This window comes from Labrenzia sp. THAF82 (assembly GCF_009363435.1).
GTDB classification, from domain to species: domain Bacteria; phylum Pseudomonadota; class Alphaproteobacteria; order Rhizobiales; family Stappiaceae; genus Roseibium; species Roseibium porphyridii.
The window spans coordinates 2,879,470-2,901,256 of record NZ_CP045354.1 but is presented as its reverse complement, the minus strand read 5'-3'; the positions used below and the strand labels follow the sequence as shown (position 1 = coordinate 2,901,256).

The window sequence follows — 21,787 nt, the reverse complement described above, 5'->3', positions numbered from 1 at the left end:
GGAGGTTTCAATGGCCCTCGGCTCAGCGTCGATGCCTCGTGTAGAATTGGCTCGGGCCAAAGTAAATCTGGCCCTCCACATTACCGGGCAGCGTGAAGACGGGTATCATCTCCTTCATTCGCTTGCTGTGTTTCCCCAAATTGGCGACCGTATCGCACTTGAGGCTGATGACCGGCTCAACCTGGTTCTGGATGGTCCTTTTTCGCGTGAACTTGAGGGGCCATCGGACAAAAATCTGATCCTGAAAGCGGTGAAGGCCTTTGCCGAAAGGGCCTCAATTGCGGTTCCCGCGGTCCGTCTGACGCTCACCAAGCGCCTCCCGGTGGCATCTGGCATAGGAGGCGGTTCGAGTGACGCTGCGACCACGTTGCGCCTGTTGGAGGACTTTTCCGGTGTCTATCTAAGCGAAGAGACGCTGCAGGGCCTTGCACTCTCGCTCGGCGCAGATGTGCCCGTGTGTCTCTTTCCCGAACCTCAGATCATGAGGGGGATCGGCGACGAGCTTTCACAGGGACCGTCACTGCCGAATTGCTCGATTGTGCTGGTTAATCCAAAGAAAAGCGTGTCGACACCGGAAGTCTTCAAGGCCATGACGGAACGTGACAATGCCGCAATGCCGTTGGTGCCTGAGACATTCGAGACGCTTGGTGAACTGACTTCTTATTTGTCGAGCTGCCGCAACGACATGCAGGACGCGGCAATCACCGTCTGTCCGGAAATCGGTGACGTGCTGCGTGCACTGGATAGCAATGAATTGGTTGAGTTCGCTCGTATGTCCGGTTCCGGCGCGACCTGTTTCGGTTTGTGCGAAACACGCGGTGCTATCGAAATCGAACGAAGCTTGCGGTCAGACCACCCGGATTGGTGGATTGCGTCAGGCCCATTGAAATAAGCGGTCAAAACACATTAAAAAATAATCATAACCGCTTAAATTTAATGGAAATCTTTCCAAGAAAACTAGCTCACACGTGAGATGCAGAACGCCACTGCATCAGCCAGCGCATCATTGTGCGCCCCGCCGGGCAACGCCTCCAATGCCTTGAGTGCATTGTCTCCATAGGTCCTGGCACGGTCAACGGTTTCGCTCAATGCGTCGTATTTCTTCAAAAGTCCGATGGCTTCTTCAAGATCGCCGTCAGCGACATCTTCACCTTCCAGACACCGCTTCCAAAACACTCGATCGGCATCGCTGCCACGGGCAATTGCCAGGACAACCGGTAAGGTGATCTTGCCTTCCCTGAAATCATCGCCAACATCCTTGCCAAGGTCCGCCGAAGATCCGCCATAGTCGAGCGCGTCATCGACCAGCTGGAAGGCATAACCCAATTCCATGCCGTAGGTCCGGGCCGCGAGTTTCATGCCCTCGTTCTGATCGGCGATTACCGGACCCACTTCGGCGGCAGCGGCAAAAAGCGCGGCCGTCTTTGCTTCGATAACCCGAAGATAATCCTGCTCGGTTGTGGTGATGTTCTTGGCAGCACCAAGCTGCAGGACTTCTCCTTCTGCGATCACCGCGGAGGCAGAGGACAGAATACGCAGAGCTTCAAGCGATCCGACATCGACCATCATCTTGAAAGCCTGACCCAGCAGGTAATCCCCGACAAGAACGCTCGCCTGATTGCCCCAAAGCTTGCGGGCAGCAAGCTTTCCACGACGCATGTCGCTCTCGTCAACGACATCGTCATGCAACAATGTCGCCGTGTGCATGAATTCCACACTGGCAGCCAAGGTCACATGACCATCGCCCTCGTAGCCGAACATTTCTGCGCAGGCGAGTGTCAGCATCGGGCGCAAACGCTTACCGCCAGATGAAATGAGATGTTTTGCAATCTCCGGAATCAGCTCCACATTGGACCCGGCCTTGGACAGGATCAACTCATTGACCTGGCCCATGCCGGGCGCCACGAGATCAACAAGCCCCTGTATGCTCGGACGACGCGGTTGATTGTCAGAATAGGTTGCGACAACGGCCACTAACGGCACTCCCCTGAATATTTGAGCGGACAATATGGTGCGATTGCGTCCGGGGCAAGACGCCATTCCGATGACAAACTGTTGAAATAGCGCAAACAGCAGGTTTTGCTGTACTCCGACCGACAATAGTGCACAAAGGCAATCTCAGGAGCTTTGCTGCTAACGCCGGATAACATATGGAAGAACTTATCAGAACAAACGATCCCGTCCTCATTTCCTTTCTTGAATCGATCCTGGAAGAGGCCGGCATCAAGCATTTTGTCGCAGATGGCAACATGAGCATTCTTGAGGGGTCATTGGCCATGATCCCCCGACGGGTGTTGGTAGACAGCGATCAGATCGGCAAAGCCCGCATGCTGGTGCGCGATGCCGGTCTGGAACATGAACTCCGGCCGGAGACCGGATCGTCCTGACATGTCGATACCCAACGCATCGCAAGAACGGGAAGAAACGACGCGAGACGCGTTTTTGGGCGGTAAAGTCCATGTGCATCAGCCGCGCCGCGGCCGTCATCGCGCGGGCCTTGATGCAGTCTACCTTGCAGCAGCTCTACCCGACACAACAAAAGGCCATGTCGTCGACCTCGGCGCAGGCGTAGGAACTGCAGGTTTCTGCGCCGCTGCGAGACTATTCGACATCAATGTCACATTGGTCGAGCTGGATGCTGCGATCCTTCCTCTGGCACGAGAGGGGCTCAAGGACCCGGCCAATAGCGGATTTGCCAATCGGGTGACCTTGCTTGAGGCAGACATTACGGCAAAAGGCAGTCTGCGACATGAGGCAGGTCTCAAGCCATCGATGGCCGATCATGTGATCATGAACCCGCCCTACTACGAAGCTGATCGATTTCGAGCTTCTCCGAGCATGGCAAGGGCCGGCGCGCATATGCTGGATGAGCGAGGCTTGGCCCCTTGGGCGAAGACAGCCAGCGACATCGTCAAGGATGGCGGTAGCCTGACGGTCATCTTTCGTGCGGACGGTCTTCAAGACCTTCTTGGCGCGCTCAAAGGCCGCTTTGGTTCCGTCGACGTAATTCCCTTGCGACCGCGCCAGGAAGCGCCGGCCACCCGGATCCTGGTGCGGGCCGTCAAGGCCAGCAAAGCCTCATTGCAGCTATTGCCAGGCTTCGTTCTTCACGAAGACGATGGTTCGGGCTTCACACCTCAGTCGCAAACCATCATGCGCGACGGCCTCGGCCTGGGTCTGCCCGCACGCAAGTAGCTCCAATCGCCATATTGTCAGTGAACGACGAATTCACCCCCGGCATACCGGAAATCGACCGGAACGATCAGGTTTTGGTGGGCAACACGAACGGAATGAATTCGGCCCTCTATTTCATCTTCCCAAAACTTCAAGAACCGGTTGAGTTCGGGAAACTTGGGCGCCAGGTCTTCGGTCTGCCAAAGAAAGCTTTGAAGAAGCTTCGGGTGGTCGGGCATCCTGTAAAGGATCTCCGCCGTCAGCAGGCCGTAGCCGATGATCCGTTTTTCAAAGTCAGAGCTGGTTTCCATGCCAATCCTTTCTTCACTGCAAAGAAAGAGTGTCACGGATTCTCGCCCAACCAAATCCGACCAAAGAACAATTCTTGTTTACAAACAGTATTTTAGCAGCAAAAAGATGTGACTGCTAGCAAGTCACAGCCAGCTGATATCAGGCCGGTTTCAATTGCTTTGGATCGAGGTCAGGTAGCCCAAAAACGCGTCGATGTCATCCGGCTCGAAGGCAAATTCGGGCATATTGTCGTGCGCTGTTACAATCCCCTCAGCAAGAGGTTCTTCCAGGCTTTCCAACGGATAGAGCGATGAAAGCGTCCTGAAAGCCGGAGCACCCGGCTGGGCGCTTGTGTCATCCTTGCCAACGGCATGACAGGCGGCACAATGAATTTCGGCAAGTTCCTGTCCGGTAGCCAGGCTGACCGGATCTGACGGATAGTCTCCGTCCGAAGCATGTCCCGAACTTGCAGCGGCAACGAGAACTGCTGACAAGACAAGCGATTTCAAGCGCTGCATGGGCGTCTCCCTCTCTGGAATCAGTCGGTCATTTATAGAGCCCGTAAACACGAAAAAACATTAGGAGACGGACGTACAAACGCATCCTTGCTGAAGTTCTGGACCGGTACTAAAGCACAAGGCCGGGGCATGTTCTTAGTTGGCGAGTGCATATATAACCAGAAGATCGACCAGCTTGCCGGAGGATTTATGAGCCCGACTCCCCTTCCCGACTCCATTGACGCAACGCTAAATCTGATGGACCAGGCAGGTTATGTAGCCGACAGGTCTCTGGCCACGGTGCTTCATCTTGCCTTGCGCATGAAGCGTCCGCTCTTTCTGGAAGGCGAAGCCGGTGTCGGAAAGACCGAGATCGCCAAAGTCCTGTCAGCCACCCTTGGGCGCGACCTCATCCGCCTTCAGTGTTATGAAGGACTGGATATTTCCTCTGCGGTTTATGAATGGAACTACCCGGCTCAGATGGTAGAGATCCGGGTTGCGGAAGCCGCAGGTGACGCAGAACACAGTGAGCTTTCCAAATCCATTTTCGACGAACGGTTTTTGATCAAGCGCCCCGTTTTGCAAGCGCTTGAACCGTCTCTTACCGGCGCGCCGGTTTTTCTGATTGACGAACTCGACCGCGCAGACGAAGCCTTTGAGGCCTTTCTTCTGGAAGTTCTGGCCGATAATCAGGTTACCATTCCCGAACTTGGCACCGTGAAGGCAAAAGAACCGCCGATTGTCATCATCACAACCAACCGGACCAGAGAAATCCACGACGCCCTCAAAAGGCGTTGCCTTTATCACTGGGTCGATTATCCCGACGCTGAACGCGAACTTGAGATTGTTCGGCGCAAAGTACCGGGAGCTGCGGAACGATTGGCACTGGAAGTGGTTGCATTCGTTCAAAAGCTGCGCGCTGAAGAAGACCTTTTCAAACAACCAGGTGTTGCCGAAACGCTCGACTGGGCCAGTGCTTTGTCAGAACTAAATGAAATTGCACTGGATCCCGACTTAGCTTCAGACACGCTTGGCGTGCTCTTGAAATACCAGGACGATATTGAGCGCGTGAGAGGTTCAAAAATCCGACAGATGGTCGACGAGATCCGAAAAGAAGCCCCGCATCAGCAAAGCGTGCCAGCGCTGTAGGAGGCAGGGTCCAGATGGAAAGCCCCGACCTCCGTTCGAGAATTACTGACAATATCGTCTATTTCGCTCGCACCTTGCGGAAGGCCGGCGTACCTGTCGGGCCTGCGTCCGTGGTTGACGCGGTCGCAGCAGTGGAGGTGTCCGGCATTGAAAATCGCGACGACCTTTACTGGACCCTCCATTCCGTCTTCGTTCGAAAGCGCGAACACCGGGTTCTGTTTGACGAGGCATTTCGCATCTATTGGCAGAGCCGCGGTCTGATTGAAAAGATGCTCGCGATCCTTTCGCCTGTTGCGCCACCGCGCGGTCAACCGGAAAAACCCAAGGCAGGTCAAACGAGAGTTTCCCAGGCATTTGAAGCTGCAAAGGAAAGAACTGCAGAACAAGCCGTGCCGGAAATCGAAGTGGATGCCAAATTCACCGTTTCCGGCAAAGAGCTTCTGCAAAAGAAGGACTTTGCGCAAATGACGGCAGCGGAAATAGAGGATGCGAAGCAATCCTTGCGCTCCATGTCGATGCCGATGGACAAGATCCGGCTCAGAAGGCTGCAACCGGCAGCAAAAGGCGTGATCGATCCAAGACGCACCTTGCGCGCGTCCATGCGCGCAGGCGGCGACATGATCGATCTGAAATATCGGAAACCAGCCGAAAAGCGCCCGCCTTTGGTTGCCCTTTGCGACATTTCCGGGTCCATGAGCCAATACTCCCGGCTTTTGTTGCATTTCATGCACGGCATTACGGCAGAGAGACGGGACGTTCATACATTTCTGTTCGGCACACGCCTGACCAACGTGACACGGCAACTGCGCATGAAAGACCCTGACGAAGCTCTGGAGGCCTGTTCTGACGGTGTCGAAGATTGGTCCGGAGGGACACGGATTGCATCGGCACTGCATGACTTCAATCGCCATTGGTCCCGCCGTGTGCTGTCAGGCAAGCCAACAGTTTTGTTGATTACGGACGGGCTTGAACGCGATACCGACGAAGATCTTGAACGGGAAATTGACCGCTTGCACCGGTCGTGTCGTCGACTGGTCTGGCTCAATCCACTGCTTCGATATGAAGGTTTTGAGGCAAAGGCCAAGGGCATCCGCGTGATGCTTCCCCATGTCGACGAGTTTCGTGCGGTTCATTCACTCGATGCCGTGGCTGATTTGGTTTCGGCGCTTTCCGGAAAGGGCGGCAGAGCCTTCAGGACGGACCCTAAACACTGGCTTGCTTCTTAAGGAGGCAGCTCTTTGAAATCCAGGTCTTTGCTTTAAATGGAGACCACTATTGTCGCAGTATCCGACATTTATTCTGATCGCTTTGGCATCATGCGGGACAGCGCTTGGTATCGAGCGAAATTGACGGAAGAACCTGGTGAATTGACAGCGGTCGATCTCAGGCTTTCGTAAAAGGCCCGCCCCAACTGGTTAAGCAAGGCTGAGCTTGAAGAAGCTCTGGCCAAAGAAGCCGCCGATCTTTTCGCCTACCTTGTGTTGTTCTGTCGCGGCAGGGGCAAATCGCATCCAGGATGCAGTGGATGCAAAGTGGCTGAAACATCTCCCGCAAACGCAACGCTGAAGAGTTGAGGTAGATCTCAGAATTCAGTCTTCCTTGCGGTAGATGATTGTACCGCGTTGATTGATCAATAGGATTTCGCCGGAAACGGGATGCAGGTAGACTTCGACACGTTTGCCATCAGGTGAAGTGCCATAGACTTCCCAGCAGCCACCGTCCTCCTTCATGCGCCGGACTTTCCAGCCGTCGCCTGCGAGCTTCTCTGTGACCTGGTTCTCGGAAAGCCAGGCAGCCTTGTCTGTTGGCTCACACTCAAACATGCCCGTTGCAGCGGCGGGTGCGGAAAGCAGTGCAGTAAACATCGAATAGGCTACGTGTAGCGTATAGTTCATGTTCTTGTCCTCTGCGGTGCGCCAGCGAATTTTCAAGCAGTGATGGTTTTCGAACCCGTTCCCGGATTGAAGTGCCGGTAAATTCGGTATGCCTCAAGGGCGGCCAACGGGACAAAATGCACGAGCGCAGGACCGAAATTGTTGTGAACAAACATCCAGTGCACCAGAGTGGCGATTGCCGCCGGATAAACAAACCTCTGCAACGGTTTCCATTTTGACCCGAGCCAGCGAACAGATGCATCGTTCGAGGTCACGGCCAGTGGCAAGAAGATCAAAAATGCCAGCCATCCCGTCCAGATTCCCAGTGCCCAAAAGTCTCCGAGAACAGCTTTGATCGATCCCATGTCGACCAGATAGAGAACCGTGTGAAGGGCTGCATAGGCAAATGCTGCGACACCAAAATACCGACGTCTGCGCGCCATCCAGAACCAGAATCCGGCCTTCGGAAAGAGCAGCCTGAATGGTGTGATAACCATTGCAATAATCATGAACCTGGCTGCAAATTCGCCGGTTGGATGCAAGAGAAATTCAGTTGAGGCGCGCCCGTCTTCTGACGTCGCTCCACCGGCAAGAGCGGCAATCATCGGGAACGAAGGCAGCGCCAGCAAAACCCATAGAAAATAGCGACTGTCCAGAATGCGTTTCATGTGTCCGCCTGCCCCTGCGTCCGTTTCAATTTGTCATGAACGCAAACATAGCGATGAAGTGTCTGGCAAATTTGTCGCGGTAGCCTGGAAAGTGTCGCAAAATGTATCAGGCCAGATGCATCGGTCGGTAAATCCCACCAACACCGATTTTGGGGCTGTCGGTGTCGGCAGGATCTTTGCTTGGGTCGGAGGAGACCCGCAAGTCACCTTATATTCAAAAAATTGAAACTAAATGCGGCAAGCTGTCCCAGCATTTCAGAATCGAGGTTACGGCATTGCCACAACGGGCGTCCTGACCCCGACCCGCTGGAACAGGTCCTGGATGTCATGATTGGCCATTCGGATACAGCCATAGGAGACAGCGCGCCCGATGGAACCGGGTCGATTGGTTCCGTGTATGGCGTAATTTCCGTTTGAGAGCGTCATCGCCGCAACGCCCATCGGATTGTTTGACGCTCCTCCCCTGATCACCGCCGGCAAATGGGGAAAGTCCCTGCGAACTTCAGGAGAAGGCGACCAGTCCGGCTTGACATACTTGGCCGTGATATGGGCCTGTCCGGTCCAGGCCTTCCTGTGTTTTCCAACGGCTACTTTGTATCGGATCGCCCGGTTTCCCCGCAGCACCAGGTAGAGGCGTTTTTCGGAATTCCTGATGACAATCGTCCCTGGCTGGAACCTGTGATCGGAAAACCCGACAAGCTCTGCAGCACTCAGTGGCGATGAAACCGACAGTGCGGCCAAAGCCAAGGCCGTAAGCAAAAATCTGGAAAGACAGGTGCGACGCATTACCAACCCCGTGTTTTCAGGGAAGATATCGCGTCATTCGTGCTGGAAGAATACCGCGAGCGCCACTTTCTTACCGAAAGGTTAATGCGCTTCTTGGGCGCTCTTTCGCGCAATCACAGTCAATTCAGTCGCTGCATTGTGACTTTAAAGTCAAGTGACTTAGCGCACAATACCGATCGGTAGAAAATGACTAGGTTGATGAGGCGGCTCACCAAGGAGCCATCCACCAACGGATCTCGCGGAACACGATCCCGCGAACTCACTCATGCCCATGAGCTGAACAGGGACAATATCGATGACGTTTCTACAATCAACATTCTCAAATTTTTCGCAGAAAACCGCAAGATTTCTTGCCGCTGCCGCATGTGCTGGCGGTCTCCTGTCGGCCTCGCTTCCAGCACATGCAGGGCCACTCACAGGAACCTACACCCTTTCGCCATCTCAAATCGAAACTGGTTTTTCCGTCCGCGTTCTCGGTCGTGGCCCTGTGACCGGCGCCTTCACCAATGTCTCTGGGAAAATGATCCTCAATCAAAACCGGCCGGAAAAAAGCCGCGTCGAGGTGACGGTGGACCTGAGCAGCGTGACAACCAATAACAACAAGGTGACCGGATTTCTGAAAAGCTCGGCAATGTTCGACGTCGCCAAACACCCAATCGCGAAGTTTCAGAGCACCCGTGTCAGGATTACCGGTCAGAACACGGCAGAGGTTGATGGCGTCCTGGTCATGCGTGGCAAACAAAAGCGCACGACGCTATCCGTGACGATCAATCCGAACTCCAAGGGACGGGTCGCGTTCGAAGTCTCAGGCGCCTTTTTCCGGAGCCTTTATGGTATGGATGCCGGGCTCCCAATTTACGCAGACAGGGTGAACCTCAACATCAAGGGAACCGGTCGACGCAGTTGATAAAATCTCGTGTTGCATGAAAGAGGCACGTCAGCTGGCAAAGCTGCGTGCCTCTTCATCTGTCGGGTCAGGGCGTAGCGCGCTACCATCCGAACTGGAAGGTCGTTCCCGTCTGACCATGCCCATTTTGAACAATATGGCCGTTTGTGTTTCGACCGAACTGAAACAAACCGTAGGCGTTGTTGTTTCCGTTCTGCTTGAGAGATCCGTTGTGGCCGTTTCCTTCCTGGAACACTATGCCCTGATTGCCAAATCCATTTTGCAGAATACCAGCAGCATTGCCGATACCATTCTGCTTGATCCCGCCCTGTTTGCTCAGATCGTTGGCGATCGCTGCCGCGACGAGACCAGCGCGCATCAATGTTTGCTGATCACCGTTTTGCGGATTAAGTGTGAAAGAAAAGCCTCCCCCGGCAAGAGCCGGGCTTGCTGCGATACCGCTGAACAAGGCAGCAGCGGCGATGGTACGAACAATGGTGCGGGTCATGGGTAAATTTCCTGGATTTGAAGTGTGTTAGATGCGGTCCCCGATACGGGTCTTGCAATCAAAGGTCTCGCTGCCAATCTGGTATTGAAAACGCGCGTCATAGACGCCGTCCTTGCCAAGCATGACACGACCTGTCTCGGCCCGGCCGTCCGGTCCGATCTCAAAGGCGCCACCCTGGCTGGTGGAGGTCGTGCCACCAGAGCCACCGCCATTTATGGTCAAGCGATACTGGCCGGTTTCCCCAGGATGTCCTGTCGCGATACCGGTCAACATGACGGAGTTGCCACCGGTCTTGGTGTCGATTCCACAAGTGGTGCGATTGGAGTTTTCGTAGGCTTGCGACGCGTCGGTCGCGTAGTGAATACCGCCAATGCCAGCGATCAGAACAGCAAGGCTCAAGGCTTTGAGGTTGGATTTCATGATGTCCTCCTGTTTGCTCTTTCAGCGGCCGGATCAACCGGCCAGCCAAAAGTCTCGGGAAGTGTTCGGATCTTACGGACAGGTCTGAACGAACGCAGCGACATTGCCGGAACCGGCCTGATTAACAGAGGCATCACAGCCATGGCCGACCTGCACACCTGCCGCAATATTGCCGTTCCCATCCTGGGTCATCACCGCATTGTGGTCGGTACCGAACTGACCGACACCGGCAGAGTTGCCAAAGCCGTTCTGCCAGGTGTCGGCGAAGTTGTGGGCACCTGTCTGGCCGATTGCAGTGGTGTTGTGATTGCCGAATTGGTTGTTGATGGTTTCGTTGGCATGGCCGTCCTGAAAAATACCGATCAGGTTGTTAAAACCGTTCTGGTTGCCGCCAGCTACATGACCGAATCCAAACTGTTCGATATTGATGCCATTCGCATTGGCAGGCAGGATTGCAGTGGAAAGAAAAACCGCTGCGGTGGCGCTGAGAACAACTTTGCGAAACATCTGGACTTCCTCTCGTCGGTGCGGCCTCGCCGCGTGTTGAAGACAATTGGAAGGTAGATTGCAGGCACGGAACTCGCCCTGAATGTGGCGTTCAGATTGGGTTCATGGTGGTGTTCAAATTCGGGCAGCCCTCATTGTGGACCCGGCAGAGGTCATCAGTCACCGCGAGCAAAGCCCAGCAAACCTGCAAGAAAGTGCAGGAAATTGAGTTTGGTCAGCCCGCTCGGCTTACGGAATTGAACGCTAAAAAACTCGCTCATATCAAAGCCAACAGCCGAACTGGTCTTTTGGCGCTTTCGAATATCGGCACTTCGACCTATCTTGACCGGAGCTGTGGAGCTCCGTCTTGCCATTCATACCAGACATAGGCCGGCACGTTCGCATCACCGTTTTCGTCAAACCGAACGGTTCCAAGAACGGTCTCGAACGCACCGTTTTCAAGAGAGCTTGCAACTGCCTCAAACGTCGGGTCGGCAGCCTGTTCCATAGCCTGTGCCCAGGCTTGAAGCGCTGCGTAAGTCGTCAGGACGTAGCGATCGGCAGATAGACCGGCTTCTTCCAGATCGGCGACCACATCTTTGGATGCCTCAATCTCCCTTGGAATCTCGGGATAGGTAAGCAGTGTCCCTTCTCCTGAAGGACCAGCGACCGACCAGAATTCTTCGGTCATGAGGGCATCTCCACCGATCAACTGGGCATCTAGACCCTGGCGGGCCATTTCGAGCCCGATCAGACCGGCCTCCGGATGATAACCACCGAGATAGACCACATCGACATTCTCCAAACTGAGTTGGGTGACGAGATTGCGATAGTCGTCCTCGCCAGCATCGAAGCCCAAGGCAATACTCTCCGACACGCCACGATCATTCATCACGGCTTTCACCGCATCGGTCAGGCCTTTGCCATAGGCCGTCTTGTCATGAAGAATAGCAATACGACTGGATGCAAACTCTGAGGCCAGCAATTGGCCTGCAACAAGGGCTTGCGTGTCATCGCGAGGTGCGAGCCGGAAAATGCCGGAACTAGGCCGTGCCTCGGTAAACCGCGGCAAGGTGGTTGCCGGGGAGATCTGGACAATCCCCGCATCGGCATAGACTGCACTTGCAGCAATTGAAGCGCCGAAACAAAAATGACCGGCGACGAAAACTGCGCCCTTGCCGATAAGTTGATTGGCAACGGCGACGGCCTGTTCGTCGTTGCAGCCGTCATCGGCAACTTCCAGCACAAGCTGTTCACCCCTGACACCACCCGCTGCATTGATATCAGCAACGGCCTTCGCTGCCCCAGCCTGCATCTGCGCGCCAAAGGCCCTGAACTGGCCGTCCATCGGGCCGGCAATTGCAACAGTCATGTCCGCAACAGCCGGGCTGGAAATTAGGCTGCAGGCAACTAGTCCAAGGCTTGCAACAAGCTGCTGATAGGTCATGTATCGTCCCAACGGTCCTGTATTGATCTGTCTATCCGTAACCCCATGTTGCAGGGAGCTCAATTGGCAGGTGCCGAGTTTGCCACTCCCGCAGCGGTTCGAATTGGCTCCCTGTCGCAAAGGAATTGCATTTCACACCCTAGGCAGAGGTTTTGAAGAAGCATAGACTTTTGCCTTCAGGGTCATATCTTTCGATTCCCAATCCATGGCCCCAAGGAGCCACGCCATCACACCATCATCCTCCGATATGAGCGACCAGGCCGACCTCACGCTGGACAAGCAGAGTTTTCGCGAAGCCATGAGCCGTATCGCCGCTGCAGTGCATGTCGTTACCACGGATGGCGCTGGCGGTCGCATGGGAGCAACCGTTTCAGCAGCTTGTTCAGTCAGCGATGAACCGCCAAGCATATTGATCTGCCTGAACAGGCAGACCCGCATCCACGGCGCAGTTTTGAAAAACAGATGTTTTTGCCTCAACACACTAAGCGACGATCACGAGCACATTTCAGACGTCTTTGCCGGTCGTGACAAACTGGAGATGCCGGATCGGTTCGCCAGAGGTGACTGGACCAATCTTGCCACCGGGTGCCCTGCCCTCGACAGCGCGCGTCTCAGCGTCGACTGCGAAGTATTCTCGGTAACCGAAATGGGAACACACTCGATTATCGTTGGAACCGTCGCAGATCTGCGAATGACCGACCCAGGCAAATCTCTTCTGTATGTGCGCAGAGGCTACAAAAGCCTAGACACCTGAAATCATTGGGATCAAACTCTTTCAACCCACCATACAACGGGGACAGTCGCCCAATGGCCGGTATGCGCAATCTGATCACCGATGTTCCGGGACTGAAAGTTGGAAATGCTTCAGACCAGGAGCTCAAATCCGGAGCAACCGTACTGGTTCCGGACGAAGCGGCCGTAACATCCGTTGCGATACATGGTGGAGCTCCGGGAACGCGGGAAATCGCATTGCTGGAACCTGAACAGACCGTTGAAAAGATCGATGCGATCGTTCTTGCTGGCGGCTCTGCGTTCGGATTGGACGCAGGCGCGGGTGTTCAGGGCCGTCTCGCGGAACTGGGATATGGCTTTGAAATCGGCCCGGTTCGTGTCCCGATCGTACCAACAGCGATCCTGTTTGACCTGTTAAATGGCGGCGACAAAAGCTGGGGCCAGGCGGCGCCATACAGAGATCTCGGACGATCTGCACTTGACGACATTTCGTATGATTTCGTTCTCGGCTCCGTCGGTGCGGGCACTGGTGCCACGACAGCCAATCTCAAGGGCGGGCTCGGATCAGCGTCGCAAAAACTGGACAATGGCGTCACCATAGGTGCGATCGTTGCCGTGAATGCACTCGGTCGCGCAACCATTGGCGACAGCCCCCACTTCTGGGCCGCCCCATTTGAAGTCGGTCACGAGTTCGGCGGCAAAGGCATGGCTCATCCCCTTCCGAACGACAGCACGGCTGTTCGAACGAAACTTGATGCCCTGAAGGCCGGTGCCAACACGACGATTGCGGCCGTTGCAACAGATGCGATCCTCACCAAGGGCGAAGCCAAGCGGCTTGCAGTCATGGCCCATGACGGACTGGCGCGCGCGCTCTGGCCAGCGCACACCCCCCTGGACGGAGATCTGGTATTTGCCATGTCGACAGGCCAGCAGCGTTTGGAAAACGGCCTGGAAGATATGGTGCAACTGGGTGCGGCAGCAGCATCCTGTCTGGCCCGCGCGATTGCGAGGGGTATCTATAACGCAACCCCTGCTTCAGACGACCCGGTCCCAACCTGGCAACAGCGTTTTGGTGGCTAGCCTACAAATCCAGTTCATCTTCGCGTCCGTAGGACTTTGTGCAAGTTCAAAGAAGCACAAGGCGCTGACACATGATCCAAAGCTGGAAAAAACTGGCACTCGTTTTTCTTGTTTCTCTGTTCGCGGCCACTGCTCCGGCCCTTGCCAAACCGCTGATCCTAGAAGAATTCTTCCGGGGTAAAACGGTTGGAGAGGGTGTCTTTGAAAGCAAGATAGCAGGGGTCTATCGACCCTTTAAGGTCTATCTGACCGGGACCTGGAACCCGAGAACATTCACGCTTCGTCTTCGCGAAGACTTCGTCTACGAAGACGGTGAGCGCGATACCAAGACCTGGTTTTTCCAGAAAGTCGCAGAGGATCGGTATATTGGCCAACGCGCCGATGTGCTGAGCCCAACCAACGTCGTCACCGGCGAAGACGGGTCTCTTCGGTTTTCATACATTGCCGAGCTTGAAACAGAAAATGGCCCCATCAAGCTCCGCTTTGACGACACGCTGACCCAGATCGACAAACGCACGGTTCGCAACACCGCAAAGGTGATGAAAGCGGGCATCACGATCGGCACGGTTGATCTCACCTTCAAGAGATAGCCCCCCGTTCTTGAGCTGATCTTCTTGATCAAAAGCTACACTTGAGGCTTTACTTAAGGTTCAGTTTGGGGAACCGGGGCTTCAAATGAAACTTTCCAGCAGACTTGTCCGCATCTATAGGCATGCGTTCTTGGTTTTAATCATCGCCGTATCCAGCGTTATTTTCTATTCAGAACAGGGATTTAGCACAGATACAGAGCTCGCTGAAAACCTGGAAGACGTCCTGCGGCAGCCTTTCGAAGGCGACTTTGATGATCTTGTCGAGCGCGGATACCTGCGTGTACTCGTGCCGTTCTCCAAAACAGGTTTCTTTATCGACAAGGGTGTAAGACGCGGCAGTTCGGCCGATCTGATGATCGAGTTCGAAAAACACCTGGCAACGACCCATGGTGACAAGGTCAAGGACTTCGAAGTCGTTCTGATCCCCACGCAACGGACAAATTTGTTTAAGGACCTGTCTGACGCCCGTGGTGACATTGCACTTGGCAATCTGACGATAACTGAAGACAGGGAAAAGCTTGTCACCTTCTCAGCTCCACTCCTCAAGGACGTGGAAGAAGTGCCTGTCACAGCTGACAGCGTCCCTGACATTCTTTCAGTCGACGACCTGTCCGGGAAAACAATCTATGTCCGCAAATCAGCTTCCTATTCCCAAAGCCTCGACGCGCTGAACCGAAGACTTGCCCGTGAGGGCAAAAAAACGATGGACCTCGTTTATGCGGACGAGCGCCTGGAAGACGAGGATCTGATGGAGATGGTCGCCGCCGGCGGCATTCCCATGGTGATCGTCGACCGGCACAAGGCCGAGCTTTGGCTCGATGTGCTCGATGGGCTCAAGCTTCACCCTGAGGCTGCAGTCCGAAAGGATGGGGAGATCGCAATCGCTGTTCGAAAGAACGCCCCGGCCCTGCTGCAGGAAGTCGACGGTTTTGTTCCCACCGTCAAGAAAGGCACTTTGCTGGGAAACATCATTTTCAAACGGTATTTGCAGGAAGCGACTTACCTGAAGGAAATGCGCAAAGCGGATTATGATGAAAAGCTCGCCAGGTTCCGCGCCTTCTTCCAGAAATATGGCAAGGAATACGAGATCGACTGGTTGCTGATTGCTGCACAGAGCTATCAGGAGTCAAAATTCGACCCGGCAGCTAGAAGCAGCGCGGGTGCGGTTGGCCTGATGCAGATCAAGCCAACCACCGCTGAAGGAAACCCAATTAACATCCGCGGCATCGCTTCCGATACGGAAAAAAACGTGCATGCCGGCGTCAAGTACCTGCGGTATCTGGCAGATTCCTATTTTCCGAAGCTTGCACCCGACCCGGCAAGTCAGACCTTTTTCGCATTGGCGGCCTACAACGCCGGACCAAGCCGTTTCGCAAAATTGCGCGAGAAGGCTAAAATGCAGGGCTACGACCCGGACAAGTGGTTCGGCAATGTAGAGTGGATCGTTGCCTCTGAAATCGGCCGGCAACCTGTCGACTATGTCGGTAACATCTACCAGTACTACGTTGTCTTTTTCAATGAGCACCAACGCCGCAAATCCGAGGCCGAACTCAAATCAACCAAATCTGCGCAATAGCAATTCGATAGTGCATCGGTTTGGATGGTCTCAGGCAGCTTTGCGCCCTAGACCTGCTGCGCGTTCAATCATCTTCGCACGGCCCTCATCGGTCGATCCCTTGATCTGGGAAAACATGTGATACCCCTTGGGCTTCAATCCACAGAAACCCAGAATTTGTTTTTCCGTCTGTTTGCGGGATCCCGAACCATAGACCAGGCGGTAGAACCAGTTTGGTGTGTCCGAAGTGACCAGCACTTGAGAAGTACGGCCGGCCAGCAGTTTGTCCGGCAAAGCCTTGCCTTTCACATACTGGAATGCCTTTCCTGGCAACAACACCCGGTCGAACAAACCCTTCAGCTTCGCTGGATGACCGCCCCACCACAATGGGTGTGCGACCACCATATGCTGACACCAGACGATGTCTTGCCAGATTGCCTCAAGATCCGGCTCAAGCGGAGGTGTCTTGGCGAAACTCGACGTGCCCAGATCAGGATCGAAGGCCATCTTGGACAAGTGCCTTAACCTGACCTCGTGCCCCCTCGCCTCTGCTTCATCTGCATATGCGCTGGCAAGAGAACCACAGAACGACCCAAATTCGGGATGCCCGTCCAATACAAGAATTCGTGTCATGACCAAGTCCAATCGAGAGATACGTGAATCGTCATAAAATTGACCGTGGTCAACTTTTGACATCGCTAAACTTGCAGGTCAAGATATTTTTTGACCGCGGTCAATTTATTGAGGTTTCATGACGCGCAAACCACAACAACGCAGCATTGCCACAAAGGCCCGCGTTCTGGATGCCGCCCGGACACTGAGCAAAAGACATGGGCTGGAACAGGTGACAGCTGAAGCCGTTGCACAAGAGGCAGGTGTTGCAAAGGGGACTGTCTTTTCTCACTTTGGTGACATGGACGGTCTGTTGTCCTATGTACTTTTGGATCGCCTAAAAGCGCTCTCCGAACAGGAAAACGAACAGGACCCGAAGCAGGAGATATCGGACCCGGTCGGCTTGCTGATGCAGCGCATTATGGCAATGATCACCGTCATCACGGACAGTCCGACTATTCTCCGATTGTTTTTGGACAATATTGGCGTGACCAAGCCCAATTGCGCTGCAGAATTCGTTGAAACTCTCGACAGACTTGATGCGGGTCTCGCGATGTTTCTGCAGCACTGGCAGCAAACAGCCTCCATGACCCCCAAACTGCGCACCGACAGAACACCAGAGGAAATGACCGATGGGCTGATCGCCTTCATGATCCATGGTGCGATCTTGTTGAAAAGTCATCAGATTACGGATCTAACCTCGCTGGAAGGAAGGCTTCGCCGTCACGTCGAAGCATTTCTGCTTGAAGGTTGATCGGGTCGGAATTGATGCCGATTTCTTTTAAGACCCAATAAACGCTCAGGAGCGTTAGGCCGGCAGATCACCTGGCCAGGTCACCACATGGTTTTCATACTCTTCCAGTGCCATGCCGTCTTCCGGAACCGTGCGGCCCTTAGAAGACACACCTGCCTCATGCACCGTCTCCGCATTGCCTGAAACTAAGGGATGCCACCAGTAAAGGTCCTCCCCTTCTGAAACCAGACGATAGGCACAAGTTGGTGGCAACCAGGTGAGCGTTTTGACTTCCGCCGGTGTCAACTGAATGCAGTCGGGAACAGTCGCAGCGCGGTTATCGTAGTCCTTGCAACGGCATGTATCGCCATCAAGCAGGGTACAGGCAACTCGGGTCCAGACAATTTCACCCGTGTCCCAGTCTTCCAATTTATTGAGGCAGCAGCGCGCGCAACCGTCGCAAAGGGATTCCCACTCGCTCTTGCTCATGTCTTCAAGCGACTTGGTCTTCCAGAATGGCAAATTGCCGTGTTCACGATCGGATGTCATGTGGTCCTGCCCAATTGCCCTGGCGACTGCCGGAGCCGCGTGCGCTTAGCATGCTAGCTTCCACTGGGCAAGCATTGCGGATTTTGCAGCATTTATCCGCAAGCTTTTTCAATGAATGATCAATAAACAAGGAGCATTCTTTCATCATGCTCATCACTGGTTTTCACGAGGCGAAAAAACCGGTAATTTGAAACACTCAGTTTGACCCGGAGATTCAGGGCCGCGTGACGGACAAGCCGCACCCACAGGAAACCGAAGCTACGAAGCCGCCGAGAAAGCGTCACCGTATCCGCAGGTTCTTTCTTGCAATCGATGCAATCGTCGACACCGCTTTGTGGCGTAGCGGTGCGGCGATCCGGCGAACGGTTGAAGGCTATGATGCGTTCTTGCGCCGCTTTCGAGCGAAGGGCATCTGGCGCGGTCTGGCAGAACTTTCATCCGACGGGCTGACCTTCGGCCTGATCGGCTTCATCGTTGTACTTGCCTTTGCACAGCCGGCATTCGAAGCGACCCGCTACGCGGACTGGAAGACAACGGACGACTTTGCGGTGACGTTCCTGGATCGCTTCGGGAACGAAATTGGCCGTCGCGGTATCGTGCTCAATGACAGTGTGCCACTTGAGGAAATTCCCGATTCCCTCATCAAGGCAACGCTGTCGACAGAAGATCGGCGCTTCTTTTTCCATTTCGGCATCGATTTTGTCGGCACATTCAGAGCCATGGTCGAAAACGCGCGCGCAGGCGGCGTTGTCCAGGGTGGCTCGACACTGACACAGCAGCTTGCCAAAAACCTGTTCCTGACCAATGAGCGCAGTCTGAGCCGAAAGATCAAGGAAGCCTATCTGGCGCTTTGGCTCGAGGCGAACCTGACCAAGCAGGAAATTCTGAAACTCTATCTTGACCGGGCCTATATGGGTGGTGGCGTGTTTGGCGTAACCGCGGCCGCAGAGTTCTATTTCAACAAGAACGTAAGGGAACTGACACTCGCTGAAAGCGCGATGCTGGCCGGCCTTTATAAAGCGCCCGGCAAATACGCCCCACACATAAACCTGCCTGCGGCCCGCGCGCGTGCCAATGAAGTGCTCACCAATATGGTTCAGGCATCGCTTTTGACTGAAGGTCAGGTGATCGGTGCAAGACGCAACCCGGCGCTCGCGGTCGATCGCTCACAGGACCAATTGCCCGAGTATTTCCTCGACTGGGCTCTGGATGAGGTCAAGAAGCTTGCACGACGCAATCCCGCGCTTGCCCGCGACCGCATCGTGACGGTGCGCACCACCCTTGATCCAGCCCTGCAACGCCAGGCAGATCTCGCTGTGGAAACCATCCTCAGGGAAAACGGCAAACTGCGCGATGCAGGCGAAGCTGCCCTCGTGTCGATGATCCCGGACGGTGCCGTCGTTGCCATGGTTGGCGGCAGATCATATGGCGAAAGTCAGTTCAACAGGGCGGTCAATGCCCTGCGCCAACCCGGTTCATCTTTCAAGCCTTTCGTCTATATGACGGCCTTCATGAACGGCTATGAGCCAACCAGCATCGTGCCGGACCGTCCGGTCTGGATCGGCAACTGGTCACCCAAAAACTACAACAGAAGCTACAGAGGACCGGTCAGTCTGAAACTGGCCCTGACAAAGTCGATCAACACCATTCCGGTGCGACTGTCGCTCGATTTCGGCCGTGAAAAAATAATCGAAACCGCTTACGCCATGGGTCTGACACATGAGCTTGAGAACTCGATTTCATTGCCGATCGGTTCGTCTGAAGTCTCCGTTGTGGACATGGCCGCTTCCTACGCAACATTTGCAAATGGCGGCTTCAAGGCACCGGCGTATGCAATCCTTGAAGTGAAGAACAGTGACGGTATCGTTCTTTATCAGCGCGAACACGATGAACCGGACACCATCCGCGTGCTGCCGGAGGACAAGGTTCATCAGATGAACGATATCCTGGTCAATGTGGTTGAGGCAGGTACCGCCCGCAGGGCCAGGATCGATGGGGTTGTCGCCGCTGGCAAAACGGGCACCACCAATGCTTACCGCGACGCTTGGTTTGTCGGCTATACAGGCAATTTCGCAACCGCCGTCTGGTACGGCAATGACGACTTTTCCTCCACCCGGCGCGTAACGGGTGGCAGCCTGCCAGCAATGACCTGGCAGCTTTACAACGACTATGCTCACAAAGGCATTGAACTTGCCCGGATGCCCGGGGTCGACGCAGAAAACCTGCCGAGACTTGCCAGAGCGCAGCCGACAAAACTTGCGGCAACACAAGTCGTCAAATCTCAGCCACGTGTATTGAAACGGCGCACACAGCAGCTTCTTGAGCAAATTGGCGCTGATATGCGCACGCTCCTGGAACAAAAAAGCGCCAAGGCATCCGTTCCTGAAAACTCCAACCCGACCGACGTCGCGGCAGCTCAATGACCGACCAGTCCCTGTCGCACTCAACTCACGGCCCTGAAAATGGCCCGGCCGACGGTTCATCTTATAGTGAGGCGGCCTGGTATGGGGAAAAACTGCCCCGTGCAATCCGGCCTTATCGAAGCCATCCCGTGCGTAAACTGGCGACCATTGCGCTGGTTGTGGTTCTGGCCTCACTTCTGGGCATCAGCACGGCCTATTTGCTGATTGAGCGCGAACAACCCCTCAACGCTGTGACCATCGGGCCCTGGCATGCTTATCCAAAGGCAGGCACGGCCGACGCCGACCCTTATTCGGTTGCCATATACACACGCGGCGCCGTCATTCCACTCGCCAATGGCGAAGGCCTTGCGCTTGTGGCACGCGAAGACAGCGCAGGACATCAACTCGATCCGACCTGTATCTATAGGATTGCGGGCCAAACACCCTCAGCACGTCTTTGGACGCTAACCGCTCTGGATGGCAAAGGTCACCTGGTTGAAACCCTGCCGGGCCGTGGAAACCTTGTGAGTTCTGACCTGCTTCGGGCTCAGGACGGATCCTTCCAGATAACCGCTGCCAGAAATCCACATTCGGGCAACTGGCTTCCGCTTGCCGCGGCTGCCAAGGCCAGCGACGGTCTGCGGTTTGTGCTCAGACTGTATGACGCACCGGTGACGACAGGTGCTGCACTGGATGGTGTCAGCATGCCACTGATCGAAAGGACCGGTTGTCCGTGACACTTTCGCCCCGCTTCAATCTCACCGTTGGACTGCTGGCGATACTCTGTCTGGCGGCAATCATCCACATTCTCGTGGTGCTCAGCATTCCGCACAATGTGCAGCACAGTGCCTACGACAACGTGGCCGCCTATGGTCCTGACCGACAGTTCAATCTGCTACCTGACATTCAACCGGGTAAAGAAGCCTTACCGGATCTCGACCCGGCGATGAAGCACGCGACCTGCCGCTTTCAATTGGACAACGGCCCGGTTCTCTTTGACGCCAGCATCCCGGTTTCCTTTTGGTCCATTGGCCTCTTCAACGCGGCCGGAGAAGCTGTTTACAGTCTCAACAACCGCACAGCAGGTGCTGAACGCCTGTCGATGCTGGTCCTGACCACCGAACAGCTTTCCATCTTGCGCGAGAACCCGCCGGAAAACCTTGAAGACCTGATTGTGATAGAAACAGAAGAACCCATCAGCGGGTTCGCTCTCCTGCGCGCTTATGTCCCTCACGGTTCACGTGCCGTGGATGTAGACCGGGCCCTCAAGGCTGCGAACTGCACCGGGATTTGATCAGCTTTGCCATCAACAAATCGCGTGGCCTGCAAAGCAGATCATAAACGATTT

At 54.9% G+C, this 21,787-nt stretch carries 26 protein-coding genes; 14 read left to right on the top strand and 12 right to left on the bottom strand.

Features of this window, described 5'->3' with window-relative positions; all coding sequences use genetic code 11:
- Positions 1 to 10 precede the first annotated feature (10 nt).
- Positions 11 to 892 (top strand): 4-(cytidine 5'-diphospho)-2-C-methyl-D-erythritol kinase, encoded by an 882-nt coding sequence (locus tag FIV00_RS13685; RefSeq protein ID WP_209006925.1) that lies wholly within the window; start codon positions 11 to 13, stop codon positions 890 to 892.
- 65 nt (positions 893 to 957) lie between these two features.
- Here FIV00_RS13685 and FIV00_RS13680 read toward each other — a convergent pair whose 3' ends face one another.
- Positions 958 to 1,974, bottom strand: a complete 1,017-nt coding sequence (locus tag FIV00_RS13680) for a polyprenyl synthetase family protein (RefSeq protein WP_371419574.1) — start codon at positions 1,972 to 1,974, stop codon at positions 958 to 960.
- Between the two features lie 176 nt (positions 1,975 to 2,150).
- Here FIV00_RS13680 and FIV00_RS13675 point away from each other — a divergent pair, with 176 nt between their 5' ends.
- Both FIV00_RS13675 and FIV00_RS13670 read left to right on the top strand, forming a co-directional pair.
- Complete coding sequence (locus FIV00_RS13675) at positions 2,151 to 2,387, top strand: DUF2007 domain-containing protein (RefSeq protein WP_152501269.1); 237 nt, start codon at positions 2,151 to 2,153, stop codon at positions 2,385 to 2,387.
- A gap of 1 nt (position 2,388) precedes the next feature.
- Positions 2,389 to 3,195, top strand: a complete 807-nt coding sequence (locus FIV00_RS13670) for a tRNA1(Val) (adenine(37)-N6)-methyltransferase (RefSeq protein ID WP_152501268.1) — start codon at positions 2,389 to 2,391, stop codon at positions 3,193 to 3,195.
- Between the two features lie 17 nt (positions 3,196 to 3,212).
- Here FIV00_RS13670 and FIV00_RS13665 read toward each other — a convergent pair whose 3' ends face one another.
- Both FIV00_RS13665 and FIV00_RS13660 read right to left on the bottom strand, forming a co-directional pair.
- Positions 3,213 to 3,485 (bottom strand): usg protein, encoded by a 273-nt coding sequence (locus FIV00_RS13665; RefSeq protein ID WP_152501267.1) that lies wholly within the window; start codon positions 3,483 to 3,485, stop codon positions 3,213 to 3,215.
- A gap of 150 nt (positions 3,486 to 3,635) precedes the next feature.
- The gene (locus FIV00_RS13660) at positions 3,636 to 3,983 is read right to left on the bottom strand and encodes a cytochrome c (RefSeq protein WP_152501266.1); all 348 of its coding nucleotides are present in this window, start codon (positions 3,981 to 3,983) and stop codon (positions 3,636 to 3,638) included.
- A 189-nt stretch (positions 3,984 to 4,172) separates the two neighbouring features.
- Between FIV00_RS13660 and FIV00_RS13655 the strand changes: the two genes are divergently transcribed.
- Complete coding sequence (locus FIV00_RS13655) at positions 4,173 to 5,111, top strand: MoxR family ATPase (RefSeq protein WP_152501265.1); 939 nt, start codon at positions 4,173 to 4,175, stop codon at positions 5,109 to 5,111.
- Positions 5,112 to 5,125: 14 nt separating this feature from the next.
- Positions 5,126 to 6,337 (top strand): VWA domain-containing protein, encoded by a 1,212-nt coding sequence (locus FIV00_RS13650; protein ID WP_152501264.1) that lies wholly within the window; start codon positions 5,126 to 5,128, stop codon positions 6,335 to 6,337.
- A gap of 363 nt (positions 6,338 to 6,700) precedes the next feature.
- Here FIV00_RS13650 and FIV00_RS13645 read toward each other — a convergent pair whose 3' ends face one another.
- From FIV00_RS13645 to FIV00_RS13635, 3 genes are all read right to left on the bottom strand, one after another.
- Positions 6,701 to 7,006, bottom strand: coding sequence for a PepSY domain-containing protein (locus FIV00_RS13645; protein ID WP_152501263.1), 306 nt, complete (start codon positions 7,004 to 7,006; stop codon positions 6,701 to 6,703).
- 32 nt (positions 7,007 to 7,038) lie between these two features.
- Positions 7,039 to 7,653, bottom strand: a complete 615-nt coding sequence (locus tag FIV00_RS13640; protein WP_152501262.1) for a sulfite oxidase heme-binding subunit YedZ — start codon at positions 7,651 to 7,653, stop codon at positions 7,039 to 7,041.
- A 267-nt stretch (positions 7,654 to 7,920) separates the two neighbouring features.
- Positions 7,921 to 8,439, bottom strand: coding sequence for a L,D-transpeptidase (locus tag FIV00_RS13635; RefSeq protein ID WP_152501261.1), 519 nt, complete (start codon positions 8,437 to 8,439; stop codon positions 7,921 to 7,923).
- Between the two features lie 295 nt (positions 8,440 to 8,734).
- Here FIV00_RS13635 and FIV00_RS13630 point away from each other — a divergent pair, with 295 nt between their 5' ends.
- Positions 8,735 to 9,346 (top strand): YceI family protein, encoded by a 612-nt coding sequence (locus tag FIV00_RS13630; protein ID WP_152501260.1) that lies wholly within the window; start codon positions 8,735 to 8,737, stop codon positions 9,344 to 9,346.
- A gap of 82 nt (positions 9,347 to 9,428) precedes the next feature.
- Here the strand turns inward: FIV00_RS13630 and FIV00_RS13625 are convergent, their stop codons facing one another.
- From FIV00_RS13625 to FIV00_RS13610, 4 genes are all read right to left on the bottom strand, one after another.
- The gene (locus FIV00_RS13625) at positions 9,429 to 9,833 is read right to left on the bottom strand and encodes a curlin (protein WP_152501259.1); all 405 of its coding nucleotides are present in this window, start codon (positions 9,831 to 9,833) and stop codon (positions 9,429 to 9,431) included.
- A 27-nt stretch (positions 9,834 to 9,860) separates the two neighbouring features.
- Entirely contained in the window at positions 9,861 to 10,253 is a 393-nt protein-coding gene (csgH, locus tag FIV00_RS13620) for a curli-like amyloid fiber formation chaperone CsgH (protein ID WP_152501258.1), read from the bottom strand.
- Positions 10,254 to 10,325: 72 nt separating this feature from the next.
- On the bottom strand, positions 10,326 to 10,760 hold the full coding sequence (locus FIV00_RS13615; protein ID WP_152501257.1) for a curlin: 435 nt from the start codon (positions 10,758 to 10,760) through the stop codon (positions 10,326 to 10,328).
- A gap of 316 nt (positions 10,761 to 11,076) precedes the next feature.
- Positions 11,077 to 12,186, bottom strand: coding sequence for a branched-chain amino acid ABC transporter substrate-binding protein (locus FIV00_RS13610; RefSeq protein WP_152501256.1), 1,110 nt, complete (start codon positions 12,184 to 12,186; stop codon positions 11,077 to 11,079).
- Between the two features lie 205 nt (positions 12,187 to 12,391).
- On the opposite strand from FIV00_RS13610, the gene FIV00_RS13605 reads away from it, so the two are divergent.
- The 4 genes from FIV00_RS13605 to FIV00_RS30475 all read left to right on the top strand — a co-directional run bounded on the left by FIV00_RS13605 (position 12,392) and on the right by FIV00_RS30475 (position 16,164).
- Positions 12,392 to 12,940 (top strand): flavin reductase, encoded by a 549-nt coding sequence (locus FIV00_RS13605; RefSeq protein ID WP_173005985.1) that lies wholly within the window; start codon positions 12,392 to 12,394, stop codon positions 12,938 to 12,940.
- A gap of 53 nt (positions 12,941 to 12,993) precedes the next feature.
- Positions 12,994 to 13,998, top strand: a complete 1,005-nt coding sequence (locus FIV00_RS13600) for a P1 family peptidase (RefSeq protein WP_152501255.1) — start codon at positions 12,994 to 12,996, stop codon at positions 13,996 to 13,998.
- 71 nt (positions 13,999 to 14,069) lie between these two features.
- Positions 14,070 to 14,588: a DUF3833 family protein gene (locus FIV00_RS13595; RefSeq protein ID WP_152501254.1), complete on the top strand. Its 519-nt coding sequence runs from the start codon at positions 14,070 to 14,072 to the stop codon at positions 14,586 to 14,588.
- 85 nt (positions 14,589 to 14,673) lie between these two features.
- Positions 14,674 to 16,164 carry a transglycosylase SLT domain-containing protein gene (locus tag FIV00_RS30475; protein WP_152501253.1) on the top strand — a complete coding sequence of 497 codons (1,491 nt, stop codon included), beginning with the start codon at positions 14,674 to 14,676 and terminating at the stop codon, positions 16,162 to 16,164.
- A 30-nt stretch (positions 16,165 to 16,194) separates the two neighbouring features.
- Here FIV00_RS30475 and FIV00_RS13585 read toward each other — a convergent pair whose 3' ends face one another.
- Positions 16,195 to 16,776: an NAD(P)H-dependent oxidoreductase gene (locus tag FIV00_RS13585; RefSeq protein WP_152501252.1), complete on the bottom strand. Its 582-nt coding sequence runs from the start codon at positions 16,774 to 16,776 to the stop codon at positions 16,195 to 16,197.
- A 118-nt stretch (positions 16,777 to 16,894) separates the two neighbouring features.
- Between FIV00_RS13585 and FIV00_RS13580 the strand changes: the two genes are divergently transcribed.
- Positions 16,895 to 17,509, top strand: a complete 615-nt coding sequence (locus FIV00_RS13580; RefSeq protein WP_152501251.1) for a TetR/AcrR family transcriptional regulator — start codon at positions 16,895 to 16,897, stop codon at positions 17,507 to 17,509.
- Between the two features lie 54 nt (positions 17,510 to 17,563).
- Here FIV00_RS13580 and FIV00_RS13575 read toward each other — a convergent pair whose 3' ends face one another.
- Entirely contained in the window at positions 17,564 to 18,037 is a 474-nt protein-coding gene (locus FIV00_RS13575) for a YcgN family cysteine cluster protein (RefSeq protein ID WP_152501250.1), read from the bottom strand.
- A gap of 224 nt (positions 18,038 to 18,261) precedes the next feature.
- Here FIV00_RS13575 and FIV00_RS13570 point away from each other — a divergent pair, with 224 nt between their 5' ends.
- Genes FIV00_RS13570 through FIV00_RS13560 form a run of 3 tightly spaced genes read left to right on the top strand, consistent with a single transcriptional unit; the run spans position 18,262 to position 21,733 of the window.
- Positions 18,262 to 20,460: a transglycosylase domain-containing protein gene (locus FIV00_RS13570; RefSeq protein ID WP_371419573.1), complete on the top strand. Its 2,199-nt coding sequence runs from the start codon at positions 18,262 to 18,264 to the stop codon at positions 20,458 to 20,460.
- The gene (locus FIV00_RS13565) at positions 20,457 to 21,176 is read left to right on the top strand and encodes a DUF1214 domain-containing protein (RefSeq protein WP_152501248.1); all 720 of its coding nucleotides are present in this window, start codon (positions 20,457 to 20,459) and stop codon (positions 21,174 to 21,176) included. Before FIV00_RS13570 ends, FIV00_RS13565 begins: the two co-directional genes overlap by 4 nt.
- Positions 21,173 to 21,733: a hypothetical protein gene (locus tag FIV00_RS13560; protein ID WP_152501247.1), complete on the top strand. Its 561-nt coding sequence runs from the start codon at positions 21,173 to 21,175 to the stop codon at positions 21,731 to 21,733. Before FIV00_RS13565 ends, FIV00_RS13560 begins: the two co-directional genes overlap by 4 nt.
- The last annotated feature ends 54 nt before the right edge of the window (positions 21,734 to 21,787 follow it).

Bases quoted from the DNA above. Each gene is read 5' to 3' on its own strand.
- FIV00_RS13685 (WP_209006925.1), top strand. From the start codon at position 11: ATGGCCCTCGGCTCAGCGTCGATGCCTCGTGTAGAATTGGCTCGGGCC.
- FIV00_RS13675 (WP_152501269.1), top strand. From the start codon at position 2,151: ATGGAAGAACTTATCAGAACAAACGATCCCGTCCTCATTTCCTTTCTT.
- FIV00_RS13670 (WP_152501268.1), top strand. From the start codon at position 2,389: ATGTCGATACCCAACGCATCGCAAGAACGGGAAGAAACGACGCGAGAC.
- FIV00_RS13665 (WP_152501267.1), bottom strand. From the start codon at position 3,485: ATGGAAACCAGCTCTGACTTTGAAAAACGGATCATCGGCTACGGCCTG.
- FIV00_RS13660 (WP_152501266.1), bottom strand. From the start codon at position 3,983: ATGCAGCGCTTGAAATCGCTTGTCTTGTCAGCAGTTCTCGTTGCCGCT.
- FIV00_RS13655 (WP_152501265.1), top strand. From the start codon at position 4,173: ATGAGCCCGACTCCCCTTCCCGACTCCATTGACGCAACGCTAAATCTG.
- FIV00_RS13650 (WP_152501264.1), top strand. From the start codon at position 5,126: ATGGAAAGCCCCGACCTCCGTTCGAGAATTACTGACAATATCGTCTAT.
- FIV00_RS13645 (WP_152501263.1), bottom strand. From the start codon at position 7,006: ATGAACTATACGCTACACGTAGCCTATTCGATGTTTACTGCACTGCTT.
- FIV00_RS13640 (WP_152501262.1), bottom strand. From the start codon at position 7,653: ATGAAACGCATTCTGGACAGTCGCTATTTTCTATGGGTTTTGCTGGCG.
- FIV00_RS13635 (WP_152501261.1), bottom strand. From the start codon at position 8,439: ATGCGTCGCACCTGTCTTTCCAGATTTTTGCTTACGGCCTTGGCTTTG.
- FIV00_RS13630 (WP_152501260.1), top strand. From the start codon at position 8,735: ATGACGTTTCTACAATCAACATTCTCAAATTTTTCGCAGAAAACCGCA.
- FIV00_RS13625 (WP_152501259.1), bottom strand. From the start codon at position 9,833: ATGACCCGCACCATTGTTCGTACCATCGCCGCTGCTGCCTTGTTCAGC.
- csgH (WP_152501258.1), bottom strand. From the start codon at position 10,253: ATGAAATCCAACCTCAAAGCCTTGAGCCTTGCTGTTCTGATCGCTGGC.
- FIV00_RS13615 (WP_152501257.1), bottom strand. From the start codon at position 10,760: ATGTTTCGCAAAGTTGTTCTCAGCGCCACCGCAGCGGTTTTTCTTTCC.
- FIV00_RS13610 (WP_152501256.1), bottom strand. From the start codon at position 12,186: ATGACCTATCAGCAGCTTGTTGCAAGCCTTGGACTAGTTGCCTGCAGC.
- FIV00_RS13605 (WP_173005985.1), top strand. From the start codon at position 12,392: ATGGCCCCAAGGAGCCACGCCATCACACCATCATCCTCCGATATGAGC.
- FIV00_RS13600 (WP_152501255.1), top strand. From the start codon at position 12,994: ATGGCCGGTATGCGCAATCTGATCACCGATGTTCCGGGACTGAAAGTT.
- FIV00_RS13595 (WP_152501254.1), top strand. From the start codon at position 14,070: ATGATCCAAAGCTGGAAAAAACTGGCACTCGTTTTTCTTGTTTCTCTG.
- FIV00_RS30475 (WP_152501253.1), top strand. From the start codon at position 14,674: ATGAAACTTTCCAGCAGACTTGTCCGCATCTATAGGCATGCGTTCTTG.
- FIV00_RS13585 (WP_152501252.1), bottom strand. From the start codon at position 16,776: ATGACACGAATTCTTGTATTGGACGGGCATCCCGAATTTGGGTCGTTC.
- FIV00_RS13580 (WP_152501251.1), top strand. From the start codon at position 16,895: ATGACGCGCAAACCACAACAACGCAGCATTGCCACAAAGGCCCGCGTT.
- FIV00_RS13575 (WP_152501250.1), bottom strand. From the start codon at position 18,037: ATGACATCCGATCGTGAACACGGCAATTTGCCATTCTGGAAGACCAAG.
- FIV00_RS13565 (WP_152501248.1), top strand. From the start codon at position 20,457: ATGACCGACCAGTCCCTGTCGCACTCAACTCACGGCCCTGAAAATGGC.